Annotated in this window: 21 protein-coding genes and 1 riboswitch; of the genes, 12 read left to right on the top strand and 9 right to left on the bottom strand. The window is 57.5% G+C overall.

The features are described from left to right. The first annotated feature begins 141 nt into the window (after nucleotides 1-141). A riboswitch (molybdenum cofactor riboswitch) is annotated at nucleotides 142-289 on the top strand. From moaA to ABRZ26_RS05580, 6 genes are all read left to right on the top strand, one after another. Next, on the top strand, nucleotides 277-1,266 hold the full coding sequence (gene moaA / locus ABRZ26_RS05605; protein WP_319603266.1) for a GTP 3',8-cyclase MoaA: 990 nt from the start codon (nucleotides 277-279) through the stop codon (nucleotides 1,264-1,266). (Overlaps the previous riboswitch by 13 nt.) A 36-nt stretch (nucleotides 1,267-1,302) precedes the next feature. Beyond that, nucleotides 1,303-1,815 carry a molybdenum cofactor biosynthesis protein B gene (gene moaB / locus ABRZ26_RS05600; protein ID WP_319603265.1) on the top strand — a complete coding sequence of 171 codons (513 nt, stop codon included), beginning with the start codon at nucleotides 1,303-1,305 and terminating at the stop codon, nucleotides 1,813-1,815. 7 nt (nucleotides 1,816-1,822) lie between these two features. Beyond that, a complete protein-coding gene (moaC, locus tag ABRZ26_RS05595; RefSeq protein WP_319603264.1) occupies nucleotides 1,823-2,305 on the top strand; it encodes a cyclic pyranopterin monophosphate synthase MoaC in 483 nt (160 codons plus the stop codon). After that, nucleotides 2,302-2,547, top strand: coding sequence for a molybdopterin synthase sulfur carrier subunit (moaD, locus tag ABRZ26_RS05590; protein WP_319603263.1), 246 nt, complete (start codon nucleotides 2,302-2,304; stop codon nucleotides 2,545-2,547). Before moaC ends, moaD begins: the two co-directional genes overlap by 4 nt. 2 nt (nucleotides 2,548-2,549) lie before the next feature. Beyond that, nucleotides 2,550-3,020 (top strand): molybdopterin synthase catalytic subunit MoaE, encoded by a 471-nt coding sequence (gene moaE, locus ABRZ26_RS05585; RefSeq protein ID WP_319603262.1) that lies wholly within the window; start codon nucleotides 2,550-2,552, stop codon nucleotides 3,018-3,020. Nucleotides 3,021-3,101: 81 nt separating this feature from the next. Next, nucleotides 3,102-3,812: a Bax inhibitor-1/YccA family protein gene (locus ABRZ26_RS05580; RefSeq protein WP_319603261.1), complete on the top strand. Its 711-nt coding sequence runs from the start codon at nucleotides 3,102-3,104 to the stop codon at nucleotides 3,810-3,812. 213 nt (nucleotides 3,813-4,025) lie between these two features. Here ABRZ26_RS05580 and ABRZ26_RS05575 read toward each other — a convergent pair whose 3' ends face one another. Genes ABRZ26_RS05575 through ABRZ26_RS05555 form a run of 5 tightly spaced genes read right to left on the bottom strand, consistent with a single transcriptional unit; the run spans nucleotide 4,026 to nucleotide 9,721 of the window. Beyond that, nucleotides 4,026-5,132, bottom strand: coding sequence for an ABC transporter permease (locus ABRZ26_RS05575; protein ID WP_319603260.1), 1,107 nt, complete (start codon nucleotides 5,130-5,132; stop codon nucleotides 4,026-4,028). Nucleotides 5,133-5,141: 9 nt separating this feature from the next. After that, entirely contained in the window at nucleotides 5,142-6,287 is a 1,146-nt protein-coding gene (locus tag ABRZ26_RS05570; protein ID WP_319603259.1) for an ABC transporter permease, read from the bottom strand. Then, nucleotides 6,280-8,022, bottom strand: a complete 1,743-nt coding sequence (locus ABRZ26_RS05565) for an ATP-binding cassette domain-containing protein (protein ID WP_319603258.1) — start codon at nucleotides 8,020-8,022, stop codon at nucleotides 6,280-6,282. Before ABRZ26_RS05565 ends, ABRZ26_RS05570 begins: the two co-directional genes overlap by 8 nt. After that, on the bottom strand, nucleotides 8,015-9,016 hold the full coding sequence (gene hlyD / locus ABRZ26_RS05560; protein ID WP_319603257.1) for a secretion protein HlyD: 1,002 nt from the start codon (nucleotides 9,014-9,016) through the stop codon (nucleotides 8,015-8,017). Before hlyD ends, ABRZ26_RS05565 begins: the two co-directional genes overlap by 8 nt. A 6-nt stretch (nucleotides 9,017-9,022) precedes the next feature. Next, nucleotides 9,023-9,721, bottom strand: coding sequence for a CerR family C-terminal domain-containing protein (locus ABRZ26_RS05555; protein WP_319603256.1), 699 nt, complete (start codon nucleotides 9,719-9,721; stop codon nucleotides 9,023-9,025). Between the two features lie 328 nt (nucleotides 9,722-10,049). On the opposite strand from ABRZ26_RS05555, the gene rhlE reads away from it, so the two are divergent. After that, nucleotides 10,050-11,426, top strand: a complete 1,377-nt coding sequence (gene rhlE / locus ABRZ26_RS05550; RefSeq protein WP_319603255.1) for an ATP-dependent RNA helicase RhlE — start codon at nucleotides 10,050-10,052, stop codon at nucleotides 11,424-11,426. 597 nt (nucleotides 11,427-12,023) lie between these two features. On the opposite strand, the gene ABRZ26_RS05545 is transcribed toward rhlE, so the two are convergent. After that, nucleotides 12,024-12,923, bottom strand: coding sequence for a DMT family transporter (locus tag ABRZ26_RS05545; RefSeq protein ID WP_319603254.1), 900 nt, complete (start codon nucleotides 12,921-12,923; stop codon nucleotides 12,024-12,026). Nucleotides 12,924-13,037: 114 nt separating this feature from the next. On the opposite strand from ABRZ26_RS05545, the gene ABRZ26_RS05540 reads away from it, so the two are divergent. After that, nucleotides 13,038-13,913: a helix-turn-helix domain-containing protein gene (locus tag ABRZ26_RS05540; protein ID WP_319603253.1), complete on the top strand. Its 876-nt coding sequence runs from the start codon at nucleotides 13,038-13,040 to the stop codon at nucleotides 13,911-13,913. Here the strand turns inward: ABRZ26_RS05540 and pepT are convergent. Further along, nucleotides 13,899-15,146: a peptidase T gene (gene pepT / locus ABRZ26_RS05535; protein WP_319603252.1), complete on the bottom strand. Its 1,248-nt coding sequence runs from the start codon at nucleotides 15,144-15,146 to the stop codon at nucleotides 13,899-13,901. The two genes, ABRZ26_RS05540 and pepT, sit on opposite strands and share 15 nt — an antisense overlap. Before the next feature lie 161 nt (nucleotides 15,147-15,307). Here pepT and dusC point away from each other — a divergent pair, with 161 nt between their 5' ends. The 4 genes from dusC to ABRZ26_RS05515 all read left to right on the top strand — a co-directional run bounded on the left by dusC (nucleotide 15,308) and on the right by ABRZ26_RS05515 (nucleotide 19,291). Beyond that, the gene (dusC, locus tag ABRZ26_RS05530; protein ID WP_319603251.1) at nucleotides 15,308-16,246 is read left to right on the top strand and encodes a tRNA dihydrouridine(16) synthase DusC; all 939 of its coding nucleotides are present in this window, start codon (nucleotides 15,308-15,310) and stop codon (nucleotides 16,244-16,246) included. 135 nt (nucleotides 16,247-16,381) lie between these two features. After that, nucleotides 16,382-17,797 (top strand): S-methylmethionine permease, encoded by a 1,416-nt coding sequence (gene mmuP / locus ABRZ26_RS05525; RefSeq protein ID WP_319603385.1) that lies wholly within the window; start codon nucleotides 16,382-16,384, stop codon nucleotides 17,795-17,797. Then, nucleotides 17,787-18,728, top strand: coding sequence for a homocysteine S-methyltransferase (mmuM, locus tag ABRZ26_RS05520; protein WP_319603250.1), 942 nt, complete (start codon nucleotides 17,787-17,789; stop codon nucleotides 18,726-18,728). Before mmuP ends, mmuM begins: the two co-directional genes overlap by 11 nt. 11 nt (nucleotides 18,729-18,739) lie before the next feature. Further along, a complete protein-coding gene (locus tag ABRZ26_RS05515) occupies nucleotides 18,740-19,291 on the top strand; it encodes a hypothetical protein (protein ID WP_319603249.1) in 552 nt (183 codons plus the stop codon). Between the two features lie 10 nt (nucleotides 19,292-19,301). On the opposite strand, the gene ABRZ26_RS05510 is transcribed toward ABRZ26_RS05515, so the two are convergent. Beyond that, on the bottom strand, nucleotides 19,302-20,096 hold the full coding sequence (locus tag ABRZ26_RS05510; protein WP_319603248.1) for a response regulator transcription factor: 795 nt from the start codon (nucleotides 20,094-20,096) through the stop codon (nucleotides 19,302-19,304). After that, nucleotides 20,089-21,789, bottom strand: coding sequence for a cache domain-containing sensor histidine kinase (locus ABRZ26_RS05505; protein ID WP_319603247.1), 1,701 nt, complete (start codon nucleotides 21,787-21,789; stop codon nucleotides 20,089-20,091). Before ABRZ26_RS05505 ends, ABRZ26_RS05510 begins: the two co-directional genes overlap by 8 nt. Nucleotides 21,790-21,831 lie beyond the last annotated feature (42 nt).

Genomic DNA, 21,831 nt, shown 5'->3' with positions numbered 1-21,831 from the left:
GAGTGTAGTAAAGAAAAATCGTTGTATATCAAAGTATATATCGTATTTTTAAGTGACTCCGCGTCATGTTTGGGGCTAGACTTATAGCCGAAATTTATGATTTGCGTCAGTGGGATTCGGCGGGTTATCGCCAAATCGCCGACATAAATCAAACTCCTAGCCTTGGCGCCTAAGTGATGCGTTGCAACGCATGATAAGGCGCCCTGGCCGTGACCGTTAGCGTCGCCAGGGTGCGAGGTAGAAATGCCTGCATCTCCCGTATTTGGAAAGGTGTTTATGGTGAGTCAACTGACTGATGCGTTTGCGCGCAAGTTTTACTATTTGCGGCTGTCGATTACTGATGTCTGCAATTTCCGTTGTACCTATTGTCTGCCGGATGGCTATAAGCCGAATGGCGTCAAAACCCACCAGTTTTTGTCTTTGGATGAAATCCGTCGCGTAAGCCGCGCGTTTGCCGAATTAGGCACGGAAAAAGTGCGTCTCAGCGGCGGGGAACCCTCTTTGCGTCGCGATTTTACCGAGATTATCGCGGCGATCCGCGAAAATCCGGCTATCCGTACGCTGGCCGTGACCACCAACGGCTACCGTCTTGCCCGTGATGTCGCCCAATGGCGCGAAGCCGGACTGACCGGACTAAATGTCAGCGTGGATAGTCTGGATGCGCGCCAGTTTCAGGCGATCACCGGGCAGGATAAGTTCCGTCAGGTGATGGAGGGCATTGATGCGGCTTTCGCCTGCGGTTTCAGCAAGGTGAAAATCAATACCGTCCTGATGCGGGATGTCAACCACGCCAGCCTGCATACCTTTCTTCAGTGGATTAAGGATCGGCCGATTCAACTGCGCTTTATTGAACTGATGGAAACCGGCGAAGGGAGTAAAATCTTCCGGCAGCGCCACATTTCCGGCGACGTGATTCTGCGGCAATTGTTGTCGCAGGGATGGTGCGAACAGGCCCGCGGCCGCAGCGACGGCCCGGCGCGAGTATTCCGGCACCCGGATTATCAGGGCGAAATCGGTTTGATCATGCCCTATGCGAAAGATTTCTGTCAGAGCTGTAACCGTCTGCGCGTGTCCGCCATCGGCAACCTTCATCTCTGTCTGTTCGGCGAGCAGGGGATCCCGCTGCGGGATCTGATGGCCGACGATAGCCAGCTTGATGCGTTGAAAAGCCGCATCTCCGGCGGATTATCATCCAAGAAGCAAACCCATTTTCTGCATCAGGGTAATAGCGGCATTACGCAGAACCTGTCGTTTATCGGCGGTTAAGCCCGGTGGTGCGGCGTATTTCTTAAGGAGTCAGGCATGAGCAAGGTTAGTAGCGAATTTGTCCCGCTGAATATCGCGGTGCTTACTGTGTCGGAAAAGCGTACCGCGGCCGACGATACGTCCGGCGACTATCTGCGCGAAGCGGCGCAGTCCGCCGGGCATCAGATCATCGCCAGCCGGATCGTCCGGGAAAACATCTATCAGATCAGGGCGCAGGTCTCCGCCTGGATCGCCAGCGACGAGATTCAGGCGATCCTGATTAACGGCGGAACGGGATTTACCGCCGGCGACGTGGCGCCGGAAGCGATTCGCGTGCTGTTCGACCGTGAGATTGAAGGGTTCGGCGAACTGTTCCGCATGGTGTCGTACGAAGATATCGGCACCGCCACGATACAATCGCGCGCGATTGCCGGTTTGGCCAATCAGACGGTGATTTTCGCCATGCCGGGATCCACCCGCGCCTGCCATACCGCCTGGGAGCGCATTATTCAGGAACAGCTGGATGCGCGCCAGAAGCCCTGTAATTTTTATCCTCATCTGAAAAAGTAAAATAACGATGTCACAACTGACGCATATTAACGCCGACGGCGAAGCGATGATGGTGGATGTCTCCGCCAAAGCGGATACCGTGCGCGAAGCGCGGGCGGAAGCCTTTGTTGAAATGGCCCCGCAAACGCTGTCGATGATTATCGAGGGCAGCCACCACAAAGGCGATGTGTTCGCCACCGCCCGCATCGCCGGCATTCAGGCGGCGAAACGCACCTGGGAACTGATCCCGCTTTGCCATCCGCTGCTGTTGAGCAAAGTGGCCGTCGAACTTGAGGCCCAGCCCGAGCATAACCGGGTGCGTATTGAAGCGCTGTGCCGTCTGACCGGCAAGACCGGGGTTGAAATGGAAGCGCTGACGGCGGCTTCGGTCGCGGCGCTGACCATTTACGATATGTGCAAAGCGGTACAGAAGGATATGGTGATCGGCCCGGTGCGCCTGCTGGCGAAAAGCGGCGGCAAATCAGGCGATTTTAAGGCGGTAACATCATGATTAACGTGCTGTTTTTTGCTCAGGTACGTGAACTGACCGAGATGGACAGTCTGACGCTGTCGGCGCAATACGCCACGGTGGATGAACTGCGGCAGGCGTTATGCGGACGGGGAAATCGCTGGGCGCTGGCGCTGGAGTCCGACAAGCTGCTGGCGGCGGTAAACCAGTCGCTGGTGGAGATGCGGCATCCGCTGCGCGATGGCGACGAAGTGGCTTTTTTCCCGCCGGTGACGGGAGGATGAGCATGGCTGAGACGCGAATTCGGGTCGGCGCGGAAAATTTTAACCCCGGCGACGAATACCAGTGGCTGGCGCAGTGCGATGAAGACGGCGCGGTCGTGACCTTCACCGGCAAAGTGCGCAATCATAATCTGGCGCAGAACGTCAGCGCGTTGACGCTGGAGCATTATCCCGGCATGACGGAAAAAGCGCTGGATGAAATCGTCGAACTGGCGCGCGAACGCTGGCCGCTGTCGCGGGTCAGCGTTATTCATCGGGTCGGGCCGCTCTATCCCGGCGATGAAATCGTCTTTGTCGGCGTCAGCGGCGCGCATCGCGGCGTCGCTTTCGATGCGGCGCAGTTCATTATGGATTACCTGAAAACGCGCGCGCCGTTCTGGAAACGTGAAGCCACGCCGGAAGGCGAACGCTGGGTTGAGTCGCGCGACAGCGACAAACTGGCGGCGCAGCGCTGGTCGCCGGCCGGAAGCAACTGAAGCGGCGTTTATGTGTTAGGATAAAGGAAGGTGAGACGCCCTGTCTCTTACGTATAACTTACTGCAAATAAAGGTAACATCATGGATAGATATCCACGCTCGGGTGGTTCGATTGTTGAACGCGCGCAGTCCGGTCTACAGGCCTATATGGCGCAGGTTTATGGCTGGATGACCTGCGGATTATTACTCACGGCGTTTGTATCCTGGTATGCCGCCAACACACCCGCGGTACTCAATTTCGTCTTCTCCAGCCAGATTACCTTCTTTGGTCTGATCATCGTCCAACTGGGTCTGGTGTTCGTGATTTCCGGCATGGTGCAGCGTTTGAGCGGCGGGATGGCGACCAGCCTGTTTATGCTCTATTCGGCGCTGACCGGGCTGACGCTCTCCAGCATCTTCATTCTGTATTCCGGCGAGTCGATCGCCAGCACCTTTGTGATTACCGCCGGTATGTTCGGCGCCATGAGCCTGTATGGCTACACCACCAAACGCGACTTAAGCGGATTCGGCAGCCTGCTGTTTATGGCGCTGATCGGGATTGTGCTGGCCTCGCTGGTTAACCTGTGGCTGAAAAGCAATGCGCTGATGTGGGCCATCACCTATATCGGGGTGGTGGTATTTGTCGGCCTGACGGCGTATGACACGCAGAAACTGAAAGCCATCGGCGAACAGCTGGCCGTTGACGACAAAGATAACTTCCGCAAATATTCGATTGTCGGCGCGCTGACGCTGTATCTGGACTTTATCAACCTGTTCCTGATGCTGCTGCGCATTTTCGGCAACCGTCGCTAAGGCTGCTGAGCGGCGCTAACGGAATGGCGGAATAAAGCGTCAGAGACGGCGCGGTTCGCGCTTACGGCATGAACTGGCCGCGTCTTTACCCTCTATCTGTTCTCACCGCGCGACGCACGTTGTCATCAACCTCAAATCCCCGCCAGTGCGGGGATTTTTGTATCCTCTTTATTTCTCAACCGTCTTGCTCTATCAACGGCGGCCTTCCGTCTGTCAGGCAATCTTGCGCCGGAATATGGCATAGGCGGCGGAGCCGGTGGTGACGATAATCACCAGCAGCGGCCACACTCCTTGCCAGACAATCGAAAAATCGGCGTCTTTCAGGTAGATCTGTTTGGTGATTTCAGTGAAATGGCGGATAGGGTTGATCCAGGTGACGTTCTGTAACCACTGCGGCATGTTTTCCACCGGCGAAACGTAGCCGGAGAGCAAAATCGCCGGCATCATAAACACAAACACGCCGATAAACGCCTGTTGCTGGGTGTCGCAAACGGAGGAGATCAGCAGTCCGAATCCGACCAGCGACAGGCCGTAAATCAGCAGCGTGGGATAGAATAGCAGCAGCGAACCGGCAAAAGGGATCTGGTAGGCGAAGATGCCGGCCAGCAGCACAATGGTCGCCTGGAAGGCGGCGACGATCAGCGCCGGCACCGCCTTGCCGACAAAGATCTGCCAGGTCGACAGCGGCGAAACCAATAGCTGTTCCAGCGTACCCTGTTCACGTTCGCGCGCGACGGAAAGCGCGGTGACGATCAGCACGCCGACGGTGGTGATCAAGGCAATCAGCGACGGCACCACAAACCATTTGTAATCCAGATTCGGGTTATACCAATGGCGGATCACCAGTTCGCTGTTGTTGCCGGTCGGGCTATCGGCCAGCAGTTCGCGCTGATAATCCTGCACGATTTTCTGTACATAATTGGCGGCGATCTGGGCGCTGTTGGAGTGGCGTCCGTCCAATATCATTTGCAGGGAGGTACTTTCGCCGCGCGCGATGTTGCGTGAAAACTGCGGCGGGAAGCGGATGGTGAGCAATGCCCGCTGGTTATCCATCGTCGGTTCGATCTCTTGCGGCGCATGCAGCAACAGCACATTGGGAAACGCCCTGGATTTGGCGAAACGTTGCGTGAGTTCAACGGAGGCCTGCCCGTTATCCTCGCTGTAGATGGCGATGGTGGCGTTGGTCACGTCCAGCGTGGCGGCGAAGGGGAACAGACCGACCTGAATTACCACGGGCAGCATCAGTATGGCGCGCGTTTGCGGTTCGCGCAGCAGCGACTGGAGTTCCTTGATAATGAGTGTCCACAGGCGATGAAACATATTGTCTCCCTAGTCCAGTCTGCGCTGGGTTTTCCAGGCGGTGATGCCGATGAATACCACGGCGGAGGCGATAAGAAACAGCAGGTTGATAAACAGCACGCTGCCGATATTGCCCGCCAGAAACAGCGTTTGCAGCGAACTGACGAAATAACGGGCGGGGATCAGATAGGAGACGGCCCGCACCGGTGCCGGCATGCTGTCGATTTCAAAAATAAAGCCGGAGAGCATCACGGCGGGCAAAAACGCGATGTTCAGGGCCATCATGGCGGCGTTGAATTGGTTTTTCGTCACGGTGGAAATCAGCAATCCCATCCCCAGCGTGCTGGCGAGAAACAGACTGCTGATGCCAAACAGTATCAGCAGCGAGCCGCGGTACGGCACCTGCATGACGAAACGGGCGATGACGACGCACAGCGCCATCGCGATCATGCCGAGAACGTAGTAAGGGATCAGTTTCGCCAGCAGCAGTTCGCTGCGGGTCACCTGCGTGGATAATAGCGCCTCCATGGTGCCGCGCTCCCATTCGCGGGCAATGACCAGCGAGGTTAAAATCGCGCCGATAACGGTCATGATGATGGTGATGGCGCCGGGTACGATAAAGTGCTGGCTGATGGCGGCCGGGTTGAACCAGTAACGCTGGTGTACCTCGATTAATTGGCTAAACGATTCGCCGTCGTCGCTGGCCCGCTGTTGCTGCCAGATGAGCCATATTCCCTGCGCATAAGCCTGTACGAAGTTGGCGGTGTTGGGTTCGGAACCGTCGGTTATGACCTGAATCGGCGCCTGAACCGAGGGGCGCGCCATCTGTTCGGCGAAATCAACGGGAATGACAATCAGTCCGCGAATGTGTCCGGCCTGCATCTTCTGGATAAGCTGCTGACGATTGTCGCTGATGGTCGGCGAAATAAACGGCGAGGCGCTAAAAGCCGCCGCCAGATCCAGCGCATCTTCGCTTTGCTGCTCGACCAGAATACCGACCCGAAGCCGGCTGGAATCAAGGTTGATGCCGTAGCCGAAGATAAACAGCAGCAGTATCGGGATAACAAAGGCAATCAGCCAACTGCTCGGGTCGCGTAATATTTGCCGGGTCTCTTTCAGGCATAAGGCGCGCAGGCGACGGTAGGAAAATCGGGGGCTGTTTCGCTGATTATCCATGGTTATTCTCCCGGTCATAGTCCTGAATCAGCGTAATAAAGGCCTGTTCCATGGTGGGGGAAGGCGTTTGATCGTCAGCGGCCTTTTGCTTTAGATCGTCCGGCGTGCCGACGGCGATCAGTTTGCCGTGATAAACCAGCCCGATGCGGTCGCAATACTCTGCTTCATCCATAAAGTGGGTCGTCACCATGACCGTCACGCCCTTGTTCACCATGCCGTTGATATGGATCCAGAATTCCCGGCGGGTGAGGGGATCGACGCCGGAAGTCGGCTCGTCCAGAAACAGGATATCCGGTTCGTGCATCAGCGCGCAGGCCAGCGCCAGACGCTGTTTGAAACCCAGCGGCAGCGCATCGGGCGTTTGGTGATAAATCGGCTGAAAATTAAACGCGTTCGCCATGGCGGCCATTTTGTTGCGCTGCGTCTGGCCTTGCAGACCGTAGACGCCGGAGAAGAATCGCAGATTTTGTTCCACCGTCAGATTGCCATACAGCGAGAACTTCTGCGCCATATAGCCCAAATGCTGGCGCGCTTTGCCGGAGCTGCTTTTCAGATCCATATCCAGCACCAGCGCTTTGCCGTCCGTCGGCACCAACAGGCCGCACATCATTTTGAAGGTAGTCGATTTTCCCGCGCCGTTAGGGCCGAGCAGGCCAAAAATTTCGCCGCGCCGCACCTTAAAGCTGACATGGTCGGTGGCGGCGAAATCGCCGAATTTTTTCGTCAGTTGGCGGGCTTCAATCACCGTTTCTTCACCGTTGATGTTAATCGCCGGCATGATTTTCGCCAGCGAGGATTCGCTGGCCGGGCCGCCGCCCAGTAAATCGATAAACGCATCCTCAAAACGCGGATCGGTGTCCTCCATACTGTCTTCGGGAAGTTCCAGCGCCGCCAGCAGCGCCGCCCGGTCCGCCTGCGGATGCAGAATCAGCCGCACGTACTGTCCCTGAATAACGCCGTCGCTGACCTGCGGCTGGCGCAGGGCGCGTTGCAGCAGTTTACGGTGACTTTTATCCTGCGCGCTGACCAGCACGCAGCGGCCGGTCATTTTTTCCGTTAGCCGCCGGGGTTCGCCCCGATAAAGCTGTACGCCTTCATTGAGCAGCAGAATGTCCCGGCATTGTTCGGCCTCATCCAGATAGGATGTGCTCCACACGATCAGCATGCCTTCATCGGCCAGTTCATGCACCATACGCCACAACTCGCGGCGCGAGATGGGATCGACGCCGACGCCCGGTTCATCCAGCAACAGGACTTGAGGTTGTCCCAGCAGCGTGCAGGCCAGCCCCAGCTTCTGCTTCATCCCGCCGGAGAGCTTGCCGGCCGGTCGACCGGTAAAACGGGTGAGGTCGGTAAACGACAGCAGCCGATCGAAGGTTTCCTTGCGCGCATCGCCGGTGATGCCGCGCAGGTCGGCGTACAGGTTAAGGTTTTCCATCACCGTCAGGTCTTCATACAGCCCGAATCTTTGCGGCATATACCCCAGAATGGCGTGGAGTTGCCGATCCTGTTTGATGGGGTCGAGGCCGGCTACCTGTATGTCGCCGCTGCTGGGGGTCAACAAGCCGGCCAGCATCCGCAGCAGAGTGGTTTTGCCGGCGCCGTCCGGGCCGACCAGCCCGGTGACGGCGCCGGCCCGGATTTGCTCGGTGAGACTGGCCACCGCGGGTTTGTCCTGATCCGGAAAGCGCTTTTCCAGCGCCTTTATCTCGATGCGCGCGGCGGTATCATTCATGGCGGGACGCATCCTGAGCGAAACGCAGCGTCACCGGCATTCCCTGACGCAGGTGCTCATCGGCATCGTTCACCACAATACGCAGGCGGTAGACCAGATCGGTGCGCAGATCTTCGGTTTCCACTGTTTTCGGCGTGAATTCGGCGCTGGGAGAGACGAAGCCGATTTGACCGTGATACGGCGTATCCGGCCTGCCGTCGGTATACACCAGAATGCGGCTGCCCGGCACGGCCTGACCCAAATCTTTTTCGCTGACGTAGGCGCGCACCCAGACGGGGCGGGTCAACGACAGGGTAAAGACCGTGCCGCCGGCGCTCAGCATACTGCCGGCTTCCACCGCCCGGGTCAGAATAACGCCGGCGGACGGCGAGACCAGTTCGGTATCCTTCAGATCCAGTTCGGCCTGCGCCTGTGCGGCTTCGGCCTGGGCCAGCGTTGCCTGCGCGGTGGCGATCTCCTGCGGACGGTTGCCGCTTTCATACTGTTTCAGTTTATCTTTGGCGCCCTGTAGGGTCGCCAACGCCTGATTACGGGTGGTTTTGGCATCTTCCAGCGTATCGGCGGAAATCGTGCGTTTGGCCCACAGCCCCAACTGGCGCTGATAGAAGCTGTTCGCGTAGCGATAAGCCGCCTCGCTTTGCGCCAACTGGGCGCGCACCTGTTCGATCTCTTCGCGGCGATACCCTTCCTGCAACAAGTTCAACTGCGCTCTGGCGCTGGCGACGTTAGCCTGCGCCTGCCGCAGCGCGTTTTGATAAGGCGCGCTATCCAGACCGGCCAACGGCTGGCCCGGCTGGATGCTGTCGCCTTCATCCACGTTCAGTGCGTCCAGTCGTCCGCCGACGCGGAACGCCAGATTGACCGAGCGAATATCGACGTTGCCGTACAGCGTCAGGGGTTTTTCCTGCTGTTGGCGGTACTGGACGATGCCATAAATCGCCGCCGCAATCAGGACGATGATAACCAGAGTAAAAACCAGTTTTTTCTTATTCATCACGCATTATTCCTTTATCTGTCGGGCATGATGGACCCGCAGTCCGTTAAGGAGAATGTCAAGGTGTTCCATCAGGACTTGCTGAATGAGCGTCGTTTCTTCGTTGCCGATGTCTTGCCAGCCCGCACGCAGAAGGATGGTTTCCCTGGCAACGCGAAAGGAAAGCACCTCGCCGATCAGCGCATGGGTATGAACGATGACTTTGGGATGATGCTGGTCCATCCCGGTATAGCGGGCGATCAGCATCGTCAGCAACCGGTGCATGGGATCGATAACCTGCTGATGGATAATCGGATAAGCATCCGTTGGCGATAGCTGTTCGCGGGACACGATCCGGCTCAGATTCAGCGTTTCCGAACGGGTCATCAGGCGGCTGAAAGTCAGGATGCCGCGGCGGATATACTCCATAAGCTGCTCCGCCGACTGCTGTTGCGGCGGGCGTTGCATAAAGGCTTCGATTTCCGCCACCAGCGGACGGTAAGTCTGACGCACGTAATCGGACATCCAACCGGCGACCGCCAGGTACAACCCTTCCTTGGACTGAAAATGATAGGCGATGGCGGCGATATTCTGCCCGGCGCGATTGGCGATATCACGGGTCGTCGCGGCCTGCGGCCCGTATTCGCCAAAGACTTCCAGCGCGGCTTGCATCAGTTGCTGCCGCGTTTGATCGCTGCGGCCGGAAGACTGAGATTTATCAGGCATAAGCCGCCTTGGGAAAACGAGTTAATCAGATGATTAACTTTAGGCCTGTTTTGAGTATTTTTATCGATCTTGATCACAAAAATGACTTTTATGCGCGTATATCGGTTTGAGTAACAAATTGAGCAACGCACAGATAAAAATTTTTTAACCTTTAGAATCTCTGGTACAATCAGCGCCAGTTACGCACTGTAGTTGTGTCCGTTCATCGTGGTTGTGCTTATGTCGTTATTGTTGAGTTGATGGTGGCCCGGCAAACCCGCCTTATTATCCCTCTGAAAACTACACCGGATGTTATCCGGTCAGGGCGGATCTGGAGTTGTTCTCTATTATGTCATTTGATTCTCTCGGCCTGAGTGCCGACATTCTGCGTGCTGTTGAAGAACAGGGCTATCGTGAACCGACGCCCGTACAGCGCCAGGCGATCCCTGTTGTGCTGGCCGGTCGTGATTTAATGGCCTGCGCGCAAACCGGCACCGGTAAAACGGCGGGTTTCACCTTACCGCTGTTGCAATTGCTGAGCAGCGCGCCGGCGCCGAAAGGTCGACGTCCGGTTCGGGCGCTGATCCTGACGCCGACCCGCGAGCTGGCAGCGCAGATTGGCGAAAACGTTCAGGCCTACAGCAAATATTTGCGCCTGCGTTCCCTGGTGGTGTTCGGCGGCGTCAGCATCAACCCGCAGATGATGAAGCTGCGCGGCGGGGTGGATATTCTGGTGGCGACGCCGGGCCGTTTGCTCGATCTCGAACATCAGAACGCCGTCGATCTGTCGCAGATTGAAATCCTGGTGCTGGATGAAGCCGACCGCATGCTGGATATGGGCTTTATCCACGATATCCGCCGCGTGTTGGCCAAGCTGCCGGCTAAACGTCAGAACCTGCTGTTCTCCGCCACCTTCTCTGATGAAATCAAAAGCATGGCGAGCAAGTTGCTGACTAACCCGGCGTCGGTCGAAGTGGTGCGCCGCAATACGCCGTCGGAACTGGTTACGCAGCATGTCCATTTTGTCGATAAGCGCCGCAAACGCGAGTTGTTATCCCAACTGATCGGCGAAAATAACTGGCGGCAGGTGCTGGTGTTTACCCGCACCAAACACGGCGCCAACCACCTGGCCGAACTGTTGGAAAAAGACGGCATCAGCGCCGCCGCCATCCATGGCAACAAAAGTCAGGGCGCGCGTACCCGCGCGTTGGCGAATTTCAAAGACGGTACCATCCGCGTGCTGGTGGCGACCGACATTGCCGCCCGCGGTCTGGATATCGACCAGTTGCCGCACGTGGTGAACTATGAGTTGCCGAACGTGCCGGAAGATTATGTTCACCGTATCGGCCGTACAGGCCGCGCGGAATCCACCGGAGAGGCGTTATCGCTGGTCTGCGTGGATGAGCACAAGCTGTTGCGCGATATCGAACGTTTGCTGAAGCGCGAGATCCCGCGCATTGCCGTACCGGGCTATGAGCCGGATCCGTCAATCAAGGCCGAGCCGATCGTCAACGGCCGTCAGGGTAATCGCGGCGGGGGCGCCCGTAACGGCGGACCTCGCGGTCAGTCCGGCGCTGCGCGCGCTCAGGGCGAACGCAAGAATAGCGACGGCGCCCGTCAGCCGCGTCGTTCCGGCGGCAACAGCGCCGGTCCGTGGAGCAACGGCGAAGGGCAGCAGCGCCGCGCGCCGCGTCCGCAAAACCGCAGCAAGCCCGCGGCGAAATAATGCGGAGCTGACCCCACCCCAACCCTCCCCTTCGCAGGGGAGGGAGTATCGCGCCTCCCCCTGACAAGGGGGAGGGCGGGGGGGGGGGCGGCAGGCGTTGTCAGTTTATTATTGACCCCACCCCGACCCTCCCCCTTCGCAGGGGAGGGAGAACGCGCCTCCCCCAGACAAGGGGGAGGCCGGGAGGGTGTAGTGGCAGGCGTCGTCAGTTTATTATTGACCCCACCCCGACCCTCCCCCTTCGCAGGGGAGGGAGAACGCGCCTCCCCCTGACAAGGGGGAGGCCGGGAGGGGGTAGCGACAGGCGTCGCAATAGTCGTGATTGACTCACCCCAACCCTTTGCAGGGGCTGTCTCTTAGTCATATTTTTTGCGGACTCAGAGGCGGTTTCGTGCGCCGCAATGCCGCCATTTCCATGCTACGGCGTAGCACGCGCCAAGCTTTCGCCGCATCCTAAGCCAGCTATCTCCTCAGCATAATTTTTTACGCCGCGTAACGGCCAATCCCGTCAGCCCCTCTGCTTTGTGTATATGAGACTGCAACCTCAAGAGAGAAAGGGGAGCGAACCGACGCGTCACTCTCATCCGGGATGAACATTCATTTCACCGCTGCGGCGGACGCCACCCGCCGGCGCGGGCGGTAAAACATCACCGCGTTGCCCGCCAGGATCAGCAGCAAGCCTAACACGTCATTGACCTGCCATTGATAGCCTTCATAGATCGTGGAAATGGATAGCGCCACCAGCGGAAACAGCAGCGTGGAATAGGCGCTCTGACTGGCGCCGATGCGGCCTACCAGGCTGAAGTAAGCGCCGAAAGCGATGACCGAACCGAAGATCGCCAGATAGAATAGCGAGCCGAGGTAGCGGGTGGTGATTTCCGGTGAAAAATCATATCCCTGAATCAGGCTGAATAACCCCATCCATAGCGCGCCGTAGCACATGCCCCAGCCGTTGGTGGTCATCACGTCGCGCCCTTGCCGCTGATGCTGGGCGCTGATCATATTGCCCAGCGAGAAGCAGTAGGTACCCAGCAGACAGAGCCCGGCGCCCAGGAGCAAATGCGGCTGCGCATCCATATTCGTCAGGTCGTGCCAGAACAACGCCGCAATGCCGAACAAACCCAGCGGCGCGGCGAAAATCACGTTGCGCGTCAGGCGCTGACCGAAGAAAAGCCGGCTGTTGAAAGCATTAAATAACACCGCCATGGAAAAAATGACCGACTCTAATCCACTCGAAATCCAGGCGATGGCGTGATAAAAACAAACAAAGTTAATGCCGAATACGCACAACCCCTGAAGCATACACAGCAGGTGTCCCCGGCGCGACAGCGGCCGCAGGCGTTTCGTCAGCGTCAGAAAGGCCAGTAAAATCGCCGACGAGAGAAGAAAGCGCCAAAAAATGGAGACTTCGGCGGCCACGCTTCCCTGTTGCAGGCTGATGGCGATCCAGGTAGTACCCCAAATCAGCACCACGGAAAGGTAGAGTAAAATATTCATTGGCAGACTCCGGTGTTCTTCATGCCTGCCAGTATGCGGTTTTGCCGCCGCATGGGCTTTCAGCGTATTGCGCTCAATAACATAATCTTGCGGTTTATTGGTAAGGAGAGGGGAATGCACCGGTATAAAGTGTTCGACACGCTACAGCATCATAAAACTAAACTGCGTGATACCGTTGAGTTGGGTTGCGGCGTGCGTCTGGCGTCATGGTCTAACAGCCACGATCGCGTCACTATGGAAAATACCGATCACCACACTATCAGCCTGTACGTCGCCGATGGTTACGAGAGCTATCACCAGACGGCGAATGGCTGGCGCAACGGCGGCGGTCCCGACCGCTTCTGCCTGATGCCGAAAGATTGCATCTCAACCTGGGACATTCGCGGCGACCTTTCGTTTGTTCACCTTTACTGCGATGACGGTCATTTTCGCCGGCTGGCGGAACAAACCTGGGATCGCAGCCCGGCCGTTATCCGTACCGAAGAGCGGATCTTTGGCGACGACCCGCAAATCACTACGCTTTACCGACAGTTTTTACTCAACAACAGTTGGGCGGATCCGGCGAACCAACTGGTGCTGAGCAGCGCGGCGACGCTGTTGATGCTGCATATCCTGAGACAATATACCCAGCTTCAATGGACGCTGCCCGAGGTGCGGGGCGGTCTGGCGCCGGCGGTGCAGCGCAGGGTGAAAGAGATGATGGAAAACCGGCTGGGCGAACCGCTGACGCTGGCTGAACTGGCCGCGGAGGCCGGGTTAAGCGAATTTCACTTTGCCCGCATGTTCCGTCAGAGCGAGGGCATGGCGCCGCACCAGTATATCCTGACGCGGCGGTTGGCGCGGGCGGAGGAGATGCTGCGCCGCAGCGCGCTGTCGATCACCGAGATTGCGCTGCTGTGCGGCTTCAGTTCCGCCAGCCACCTCAGTCATCGTTTCAAAAGCGAGCGCGGCATCACGCCCTCGGCGCTGCGTCGGTCACTGCTGCGCTGAGGCGTCGCCGGCCGCCAGCAGACACAGATTCAGCGCGACCTGGTACGATTTCACAAACGAGGGAATCGGCAGGAATTCAAAGCGCGAATGAAAATTGTGCGCGCCGGTAAAGAAATTCGGCGTCAGCAAGCCTTTGGCGGACAGCGCCGCGCCGTCGGTGCCGCCGCGCATCGGCGTGACTTTCGGCGGGATCGCCAGCTTATCCAGCGCGGCGAACAGCAGATCGATGGCGCGGCGATCGTCGGTAATCGCATTACTGATGTTGCTGTAGGTATCGCTGACGGTAAAGCTGACTTTGCCGGTGGGATACCGCTCGGCGATCGTCGTCGCCACCTCGGCGATTTGCCGCTTGCGCTGTTCAAACGAGGCCAGATCGAAATCCCGAATGGAGGCCTTCAGCTTCGCCTCATTGGCGTTCGCCGTCAGATCGTTGAACCAGACGTAGCCCTGACGTCCGTCGGTGTGCTCCGGCGTCTGCCGACGGTCGAAATGGCTGATAAAATCGTGCGCCATCAGCAGCGGGTTGACCAACACGCCTTTCGCCGACATCGGGTGCGCGGTCACGCCGGTAAAACGGATTTCGGCGGCGGCGGCATTGAAGTTCTCATACACTACTTCGCCCAGCTCACAGCAGTCGATGGTGTAGGCGAAATCCACGTCGAAGCGTTTGAGATCCAGCGCTTTCGCGCCGCGCAGGCCGATCTCTTCATCCGGCACGAATGCCACGACGATATCGCCATGCGGCGTATCGTCGGCGAGGTTCTCCAGCAAGGTCATGACCACCGTGACGGCGGCTTTGTTATCGGCGCCGAGTACGCTGGTGCCGTCGCTGAAAATAATATCCTGCCCGACATAAGGCATAATTTCCGGGTGTTCTGCCGTGCGCAGCCAAATGTCCTGTTCGCGGTTCAGGCAGATATCCGCGCCGGTAAAACGCAGGGTTTGCGGATGAATATGCGCGGACAAACCGACGTCGACGGTATCGATGTGCGTAATGAAGCCGATGCGCGGCGCGTCGGGGCAATTGCCCGGTTTTAGCGCGGTGACGGTGGCATGCCCATCGATAACGATATTGTTCAGACCGAGTTCATGCAGCTCTTCCGCCAGCATTTTCGCCATGTCGTGTTGTCCCGGCGTGCTGGGCAGCGTTGAAGAGGCGGCGTCGCTTTGGCTGGTCACGGCGAGATAGCGGTAAAAGCGTTTGCTGAGCTGACTGGCCAGATTGTGGGTCATAACGCATCCTTCCTGCTTTGTTTTTTGCATTTTGCGGCTGTTTTATATCGTAGCCTAATTATGTTATTTGTTAACTACCTATGTTTTTCCGTTGCGCGCTCCTGACAAGGAACAGTACCATTGCCTGCTTTTTACTGGCCCGTTGGTAACCGAGTAACGTTATGCGTGTTCTGCTTGCTCCGATGGAAGGGGTTCTCGACTCTCTGGTGCGGGAACTGCTGACCGATGTTAATGATTACGATCTGTGCATCACCGAATTTTTACGGGTGGTCGATCGCTGCCTGCCGGTCAAATCCTTCTATCGTTTATGCCCGGAATTACACCATGCCAGCCGCACGCCGTCCGGCACGCCGGTGCGCGTCCAACTGCTGGGACAATATCCGCACTGGCTGGCGGAAAACGCCTGTCGGGCGGTCGAGTTGGGCTCCCACGGCGTTGACTTAAACTGCGGCTGCCCGTCCAAACTGGTCAACGGCAGCGGCGGCGGGGCGACGTTGCTCAAAGATCCCGAACTGATTTATCAGGGCGTCAAAGCGATGCGCGCCGCGGTGCCGTCGCATCTGCCGGTAACGGTGAAAGTGCGTCTCGGCTGGGATTCGCCATCTCGCCGGTTTGAGATCGCCGATGCGGCGCAGCAGGCGGGGGCGACGGAATTGACGGTACACGGACGCACCAAAGAAGAGGGCTATAAAGCGGAGTGCATTGACTGGCAGGCCATCGGCGAGATTCGTCGGCGGCTGACCATTCCGGTGATCGCCAACGGCGAAATCTGGGACTGGCAAAGCGCGCAGGCGTGTATGGCGGCCACTGGCTGCGACGCCATCATGATTGGTCGCGGGGCGCTGAACGTGCCGAACCTGAGCCGGGTGATCAAATACCAGGAACCGCGTATGCCGTGGGCGGCGGTGGTGAGGCTGCTGCGAAAATACGTCCAACTGGAAAAACAGGGCGATACCGGCCTGTATCACGTCGCGCGCATCAAACAGTGGCTGGGCTATCTGCGCAAGGAGTATCGCGAGGCCTCAGCCTTGTTTAGCGAGATCCGCGCGCTGAAAACCTCGGCTGAAATCGCGCGCGCGATCGGCAACCTTCCGGACTAACCCGCTTTCCCCCGTTGCGCAAATTGTGGCTGATCGACGCCGTCGCCCCCGGACTACCTTTGCTTTCCGACTTATTTAGCGGTATAACGCGCCATCTGTCTGGAAGTTTAGACGTCTGTATATGCAAGGGGCATGATGGAACAGCACAAGGCCGGCCCGGCAGGGCAATTCAAGCGCACGATGAAAGCGCGTCATTTGGTTATGCTTTCGCTTGGCGGCGTTATCGGCACCGGGCTTTTTTTCAATACCGGTTACATCATTTCGACCACGGGGGCGGCGGGGACGCTGATGGCCTACCTGATCGGCGCGCTGGTGGTGTATCTGGTCATGCTGAGCCTGGGCGAGTTGTCCGTCGCCATGCCGGAAACCGGCGCTTTTCATGTCTATGCCGCGCGATACCTCGGCCCGGCCACGGGCTATACCGTCGCCTGGCTGTACTGGCTGACCTGGACGGTGGCGCTGGGCTCCAGCCTTACCGCGGCCGGATTCTGCATGCAGTACTGGTTTCCCCACGTGCCGGTCTGGATCTGGTGTTTGCTGTTCTGCACGCTGATATTCCTGCTGAACGTCATCTCGTCGCGTTTCTTTGCTGAAGGCGAGTTTTGGTTTTCGCTGATCAAAGTGGTGACCATTCTGGCGTTTATCATTCTGGGCGCGGGCGCGATGTTCGGCTTTATTCCGCTGAAAGACGGATCGCCGGCGCCGTTTTTCCAGAACATCACCGCATCGGGCTGGTTCCCGCACGGCGGCCTGCCGATACTGATGACCATGGTGGCGGTTAACTTCGCGTTTTCCGGGACGGAATTGATCGGCATCGCCGCCGGCGAAACGGAAAATCCGCAGAAAGTCGTTCCCATCGCTATCCGCACCACGGTGGCGCGGCTGGTGATTTTCTTTATTGGCACCGTGGTGGTGCTGGCGGCGATGTTGCCGATGGATCAGGCGGGGATTATTAAAAGCCCGTTTGTGATGGTGTTTGAAAAAATCGGCATTCCTTATGCGGCGGATATTTTTAACTTCGTCATTCTTACCGCGATCCTCTCCGCCGCCAACTCCGGGCTCTATGCCTCAGGACGTATGCTGTGGTCGTTGTCGAACGAACGCACGCTGCCGGCGTGCTTTTCGCGCCTGACGCGTCGCGGCATCCCGCTGTTCGCCATTTCGGTCAGCATGCTCGGCGGACTGCTGGCGCTGTTCTCCAGCGTAGTGGCGCCCGATACCGTGTATGTGGCGCTGTCCGCCATTTCCGGCTTTGCCGTGGTGGCGGTCTGGTTGAGTATCTGCGCGTCTCACTATACTTTTCGTCGTCGTCACCTGCGCGACGGTCTGCCGCTGGCGGATCTGCAATATCGCGCGCCGTGGTTTCCGGTAACGCCGATTCTCGGTTTTGCCCTCTGTTTGCTGGCCTGTATCGGCCTGGCGTTTGATCCTGAGCAGCGCATCGCGCTGTGGTGCGGAATACCCTTTGTCGCTTTATGTTATGGCGCTTATTATTTCACTAAACTGATTCAGAAACGTGAATTCTCGAAGGGAGCGGAAGATGTTGCGTAGTAATCCGGTGGCCGACATGCTGGCGACGACGCCGACGATTGTGCTGGATGGGGCATTAGCCACGGAGCTGGAAGCGCGCGGTTGCGATCTGACCGATCCTCTGTGGTCGGCCAGGGTGCTAATCGAAAATCCGGCGCTGATTTATCAGGTTCATCTCGACTATTTTAACGCGGGAGCGCAGTGCGCCATTACGGCCAGCTATCAGGCGACCCCGCAGGGGTTTAAAGCCCGCGGACTCGACGAACGGCAGTCGCTGGCGCTGATTGAAAAAAGCGTACGGCTGGCGGCCCAGGCGCGCGACGACTATCGCCGCGACCATCCTGAAAGCGGCAGGTTGCTGATCGCCGGATCGGTCGGGCCGTACGGCGCTTATCTGGCGGACGGCTCGGAGTATCGCGGCGACTACGCGTTGCCGCCGGCGGAGATGATGGCTTTTCACCGCCCGCGCATCGCGGCGCTGCTTGACGCCGGCGTGGACATTCTTGCCTGTGAAACGCTGCCGTCGTTCGCTGAAATCAAGGCGCTGGTCGATTTGCTGGCGGAATTTCCCCAGGCGTCGGCCTGGTTCTCCTTTACGCTGCGCGACAGTCACCACCTGAGCGACGGCACCCCGTTGCCGGATGTGCTGTTATTGCTGAATCGCTGCCCGCAGGTTGTCGCCGTCGGCATCAACTGCATTGCGCTGGACAGCGTAACCGCAGCGTTAACGCAGCTATCCGCCAATACCTCGCTGCCGCTGGTGGTGTATCCGAATTCGGGCGAGCACTATGATGCGGTCAGCAAAACCTGGGAGCGTCACGCGGACGAAGCCTGTTCCCTGACGGCGCATTTAGCGCAGTGGCGGGCGGCCGGCGCGAAATTGATCGGCGGTTGCTGCCGCACGACGCCGGCGGATATCGCCGGCATCGCCCGCTTTTGTCAGTCTGCGTGATAAGGAGAGTAATGATGGATATCGATACCGAGCTGCATCAACAATATGCACAAGCAAGACGGCATAGCGGGCAGACTGCGCCAGTGACGCTGCTGTCCATCGACGACCGGCAAACGACGGCCGTCTGCGGCGCCGGGGCGGCGCCGGACGTTATTCTGCGTCTGAAGCTGGGCAGTAAAAAAACGGCGGAAGCCTTTTTTAAACATCTTCCGCCCACGCCGGATGAAATGGAGCTGGCGATTATGACCGTCGAAGATGAGGTGATGGCGATTCGTCACGATCTGCCGCCAGACTCGTCGCTGTTTTCCTGCGATCCGGAACTGGCGGTTATCGCCCGGCTTTCCGGCGGGCAGGAAGGCCCCGACGGCTGGCTATTGCCGCTGGATAATATGGAGCAAACCTTCAAACGGCTGGAGCGGGTGATGCTGGGCAGTCCCGCCTCCTGGGAAGAGATACCGCTGGACAACGCGTTCTCCGCCAGATTGCTGATTTTGCGAGAATTTATGCATCATCATGGTTTTGAAAACGTGCGTATTCTGGCGACGGCGCCTGACGACAAATAAGGCGCTGCGCTTAATTGACGTGCCGCGATCCAAACCGTTCCTGATATTGGCCGGGGGTGCAGTCCGCATATTTTCTGAAGATGGCGATAAAATATTTGTAATCCTTAAAACCGACGTCGGAAGCGATAAGGTAGATTTTACGATCGCCGCGTTTCAGTAAATCCATCGCCCGGCCGATGCGGTAGCGGTTCAGAAAATCATTGAACGTATAGGTGGTTTCGCTTTTGAATTTACGGTTCAGGTAGGCCGCGCTGATGCTAAGCCGCGTCACCAGATCGTTAATGGAGATTTTTGCCGCGTAGTTTTCCTGGATATATTCAATCGCCTTCGCCACATAATGCGAGGTGTGATGCGGCAGTTTCATTAATGAAGTCTGGATATCTTCATCGCCGGACGACGCGGCGTCCAGCATGGCGGCATAACGCTGCTTGATTTCAACCTGCCGTTTCGCCCGTTCCAGCGCGTCGGCGAGCTGTTCCTGATCGAGCGGTTTGAGCAAATATTCCGTGACCCCGAGGCGGATAGCCTGTTTCGCCAGACCGAACTCGTCATAGCCGGACAGAATAATATAGCTGCAAATGGCGGCGTCCCGTTCGCTATGTTCGATCATCGAAATGCCGTTCATCAGCGGCATATTGATATCCACCACCACGATATCCGGTTTCAGCGTGCGAATATAATGCAGACCGGACTCGCCGTTTTCCGCTTCGCCCACCACGATACAGTCTGCCGCCAGCCAGTCGAAGGTATAGCGAAGACCCTTGCGAATGATTTCCTCGTCTTCAATCAGCAGCACTTTAAACATGCGCGCTCTCCTTTTCACAGGGAATGGTGATTCTGACGGTCGTACTTTCGCCGGCGCGGCTGCTGATGGCAAGGCCGTAACGATCGCCGTAGATTAGCGTCAGGCGGCGGTGCAGATTGTGCAGGCCGATATGCGGGGTCTGATTATTCGCTTCCGACAGGATGTGTCGCACGGCGCGCAGCCGCTCTTCACTCATGCCGCCGCCATTGTCCGTGACTTCAATCAGCACATCCGTTCCCACCCTGTAACCGTTAACGGCGATATAAAGCGTCTCTTTTTGCTGGTAGCCGTATTTAATCGAATTCTCGATGACCGCCTGTAACATCAGCCGCGGCACGCGGGCATTCATCGCCTCTTTATTGACGTCGATCGCGTAGCCCAGGCGATCGCGGAAACGCATATGTTGCAGCTTTAAGTAGTCCTCAACGTAATTCAGATCGTCTTTCAGGATCACCGTGTCGCTTTCCGTACTGATGCTGTAGCGCAACAGCCTGGACATCAGCAACACCATTTGCTGCGCCAGATCGCGATCGATGACGATGGCATAACGCAGCATTTCCAGTACGTTGAAGATAAAGTGCGGATGAAACTGAGACTGAAGATGTTTCACCTCCGTCATTCGGCGCAGTCTGGACAGCTCCTCGTTGCGCGTCAGCAAGTCATTGAGCCGGGTGAGCATGGCGTTGTACTGGTCGGCCAGCAGTTCAAATTCATCGCCGGTATCGAGATGAACATAAGAGTGCATATTGCCGGCCTGTAATTCGCCGACCGCATAAATCAGTTTATCGATAGCCTGGGTGTGGCGCGCCGCAATCGCCCGCGCCAGAAATTGAATCAGCAACAGCAGCAGCAGGCTGGCGACGATGAAAAATACGATCAGCGACAGGTAGGTGGAGTTCATCAACTGGATGGCATTCAGCGTATAAATATGCCAGTTCGCCGCCGGGACAACCGCCTCGCTGCTGCGATAGCGTCCGTTATCGATGACGATATCGCCGTTTTCCCGCTCCAGCGTCAGCTTGTTGAGCGGCCCGCGCACGATGTTATTGGTGGTGGCGATAATGGTGTTATGCCGATCGGCGACGATTGCGATTTCATTATTGCGGACAAAAATCTGTTTCTGCATATCCGCCTCGTACAACTGGTAGAGCAAATAACCGATGACCTGCCCATTCTCACGGATGTCGTGGGCGAAGGTATATACGGTGTAGCGGTCATGAGAAAAGCGAATATGGTTGGTCTCGGTCAGCGTCGATTGCCCGTTTCTGTCCATGCGTTGCGCAATGGCTTTCAGCGCATTGTCCGCCGATTCAGGGCTGAGATTGGCGGAGGAGGCGAGAATATCGCCCTGGGCGTTCAACAGATGCATGACGCTCCTGATGGTCTGGCGATTGTTGAAATTGTAGAACTGCTCGAATACGCGCGGGCCGTCGCGCCGGGAACGGGTAAATTCGATCACTTCGGGAAGGGCGCTCATCCGCGTCATCTCCCATTCATAGGCCCGGTATGTGTCGTCAAGCGCGGCGCGGATCGAACGGGCGGCTTCCCGTGTCTGCTGGCTTAACGTAAAGCGCGCATTCACAACGGTGAAAGCCAAAAACAGGATAAACAACAGTAAGATAGGAACAAAAGCATACAGTAGAAACATCCGTCGGATCGAATCTTTGAAATTATGCTTGGGGGATATCGCCACTGTTTCGTCTCCTGCATGCCGTTCGTCATTGTACACCATGAT

The sequence above is a fragment of the Brenneria sp. L4-2C genome, assembly GCF_040240335.1.
In the GTDB taxonomy this organism is placed as follows: domain Bacteria; phylum Pseudomonadota; class Gammaproteobacteria; order Enterobacterales; family Enterobacteriaceae; genus Brenneria.
This window is presented reverse-complemented; position numbering and strand designations above follow the sequence as displayed.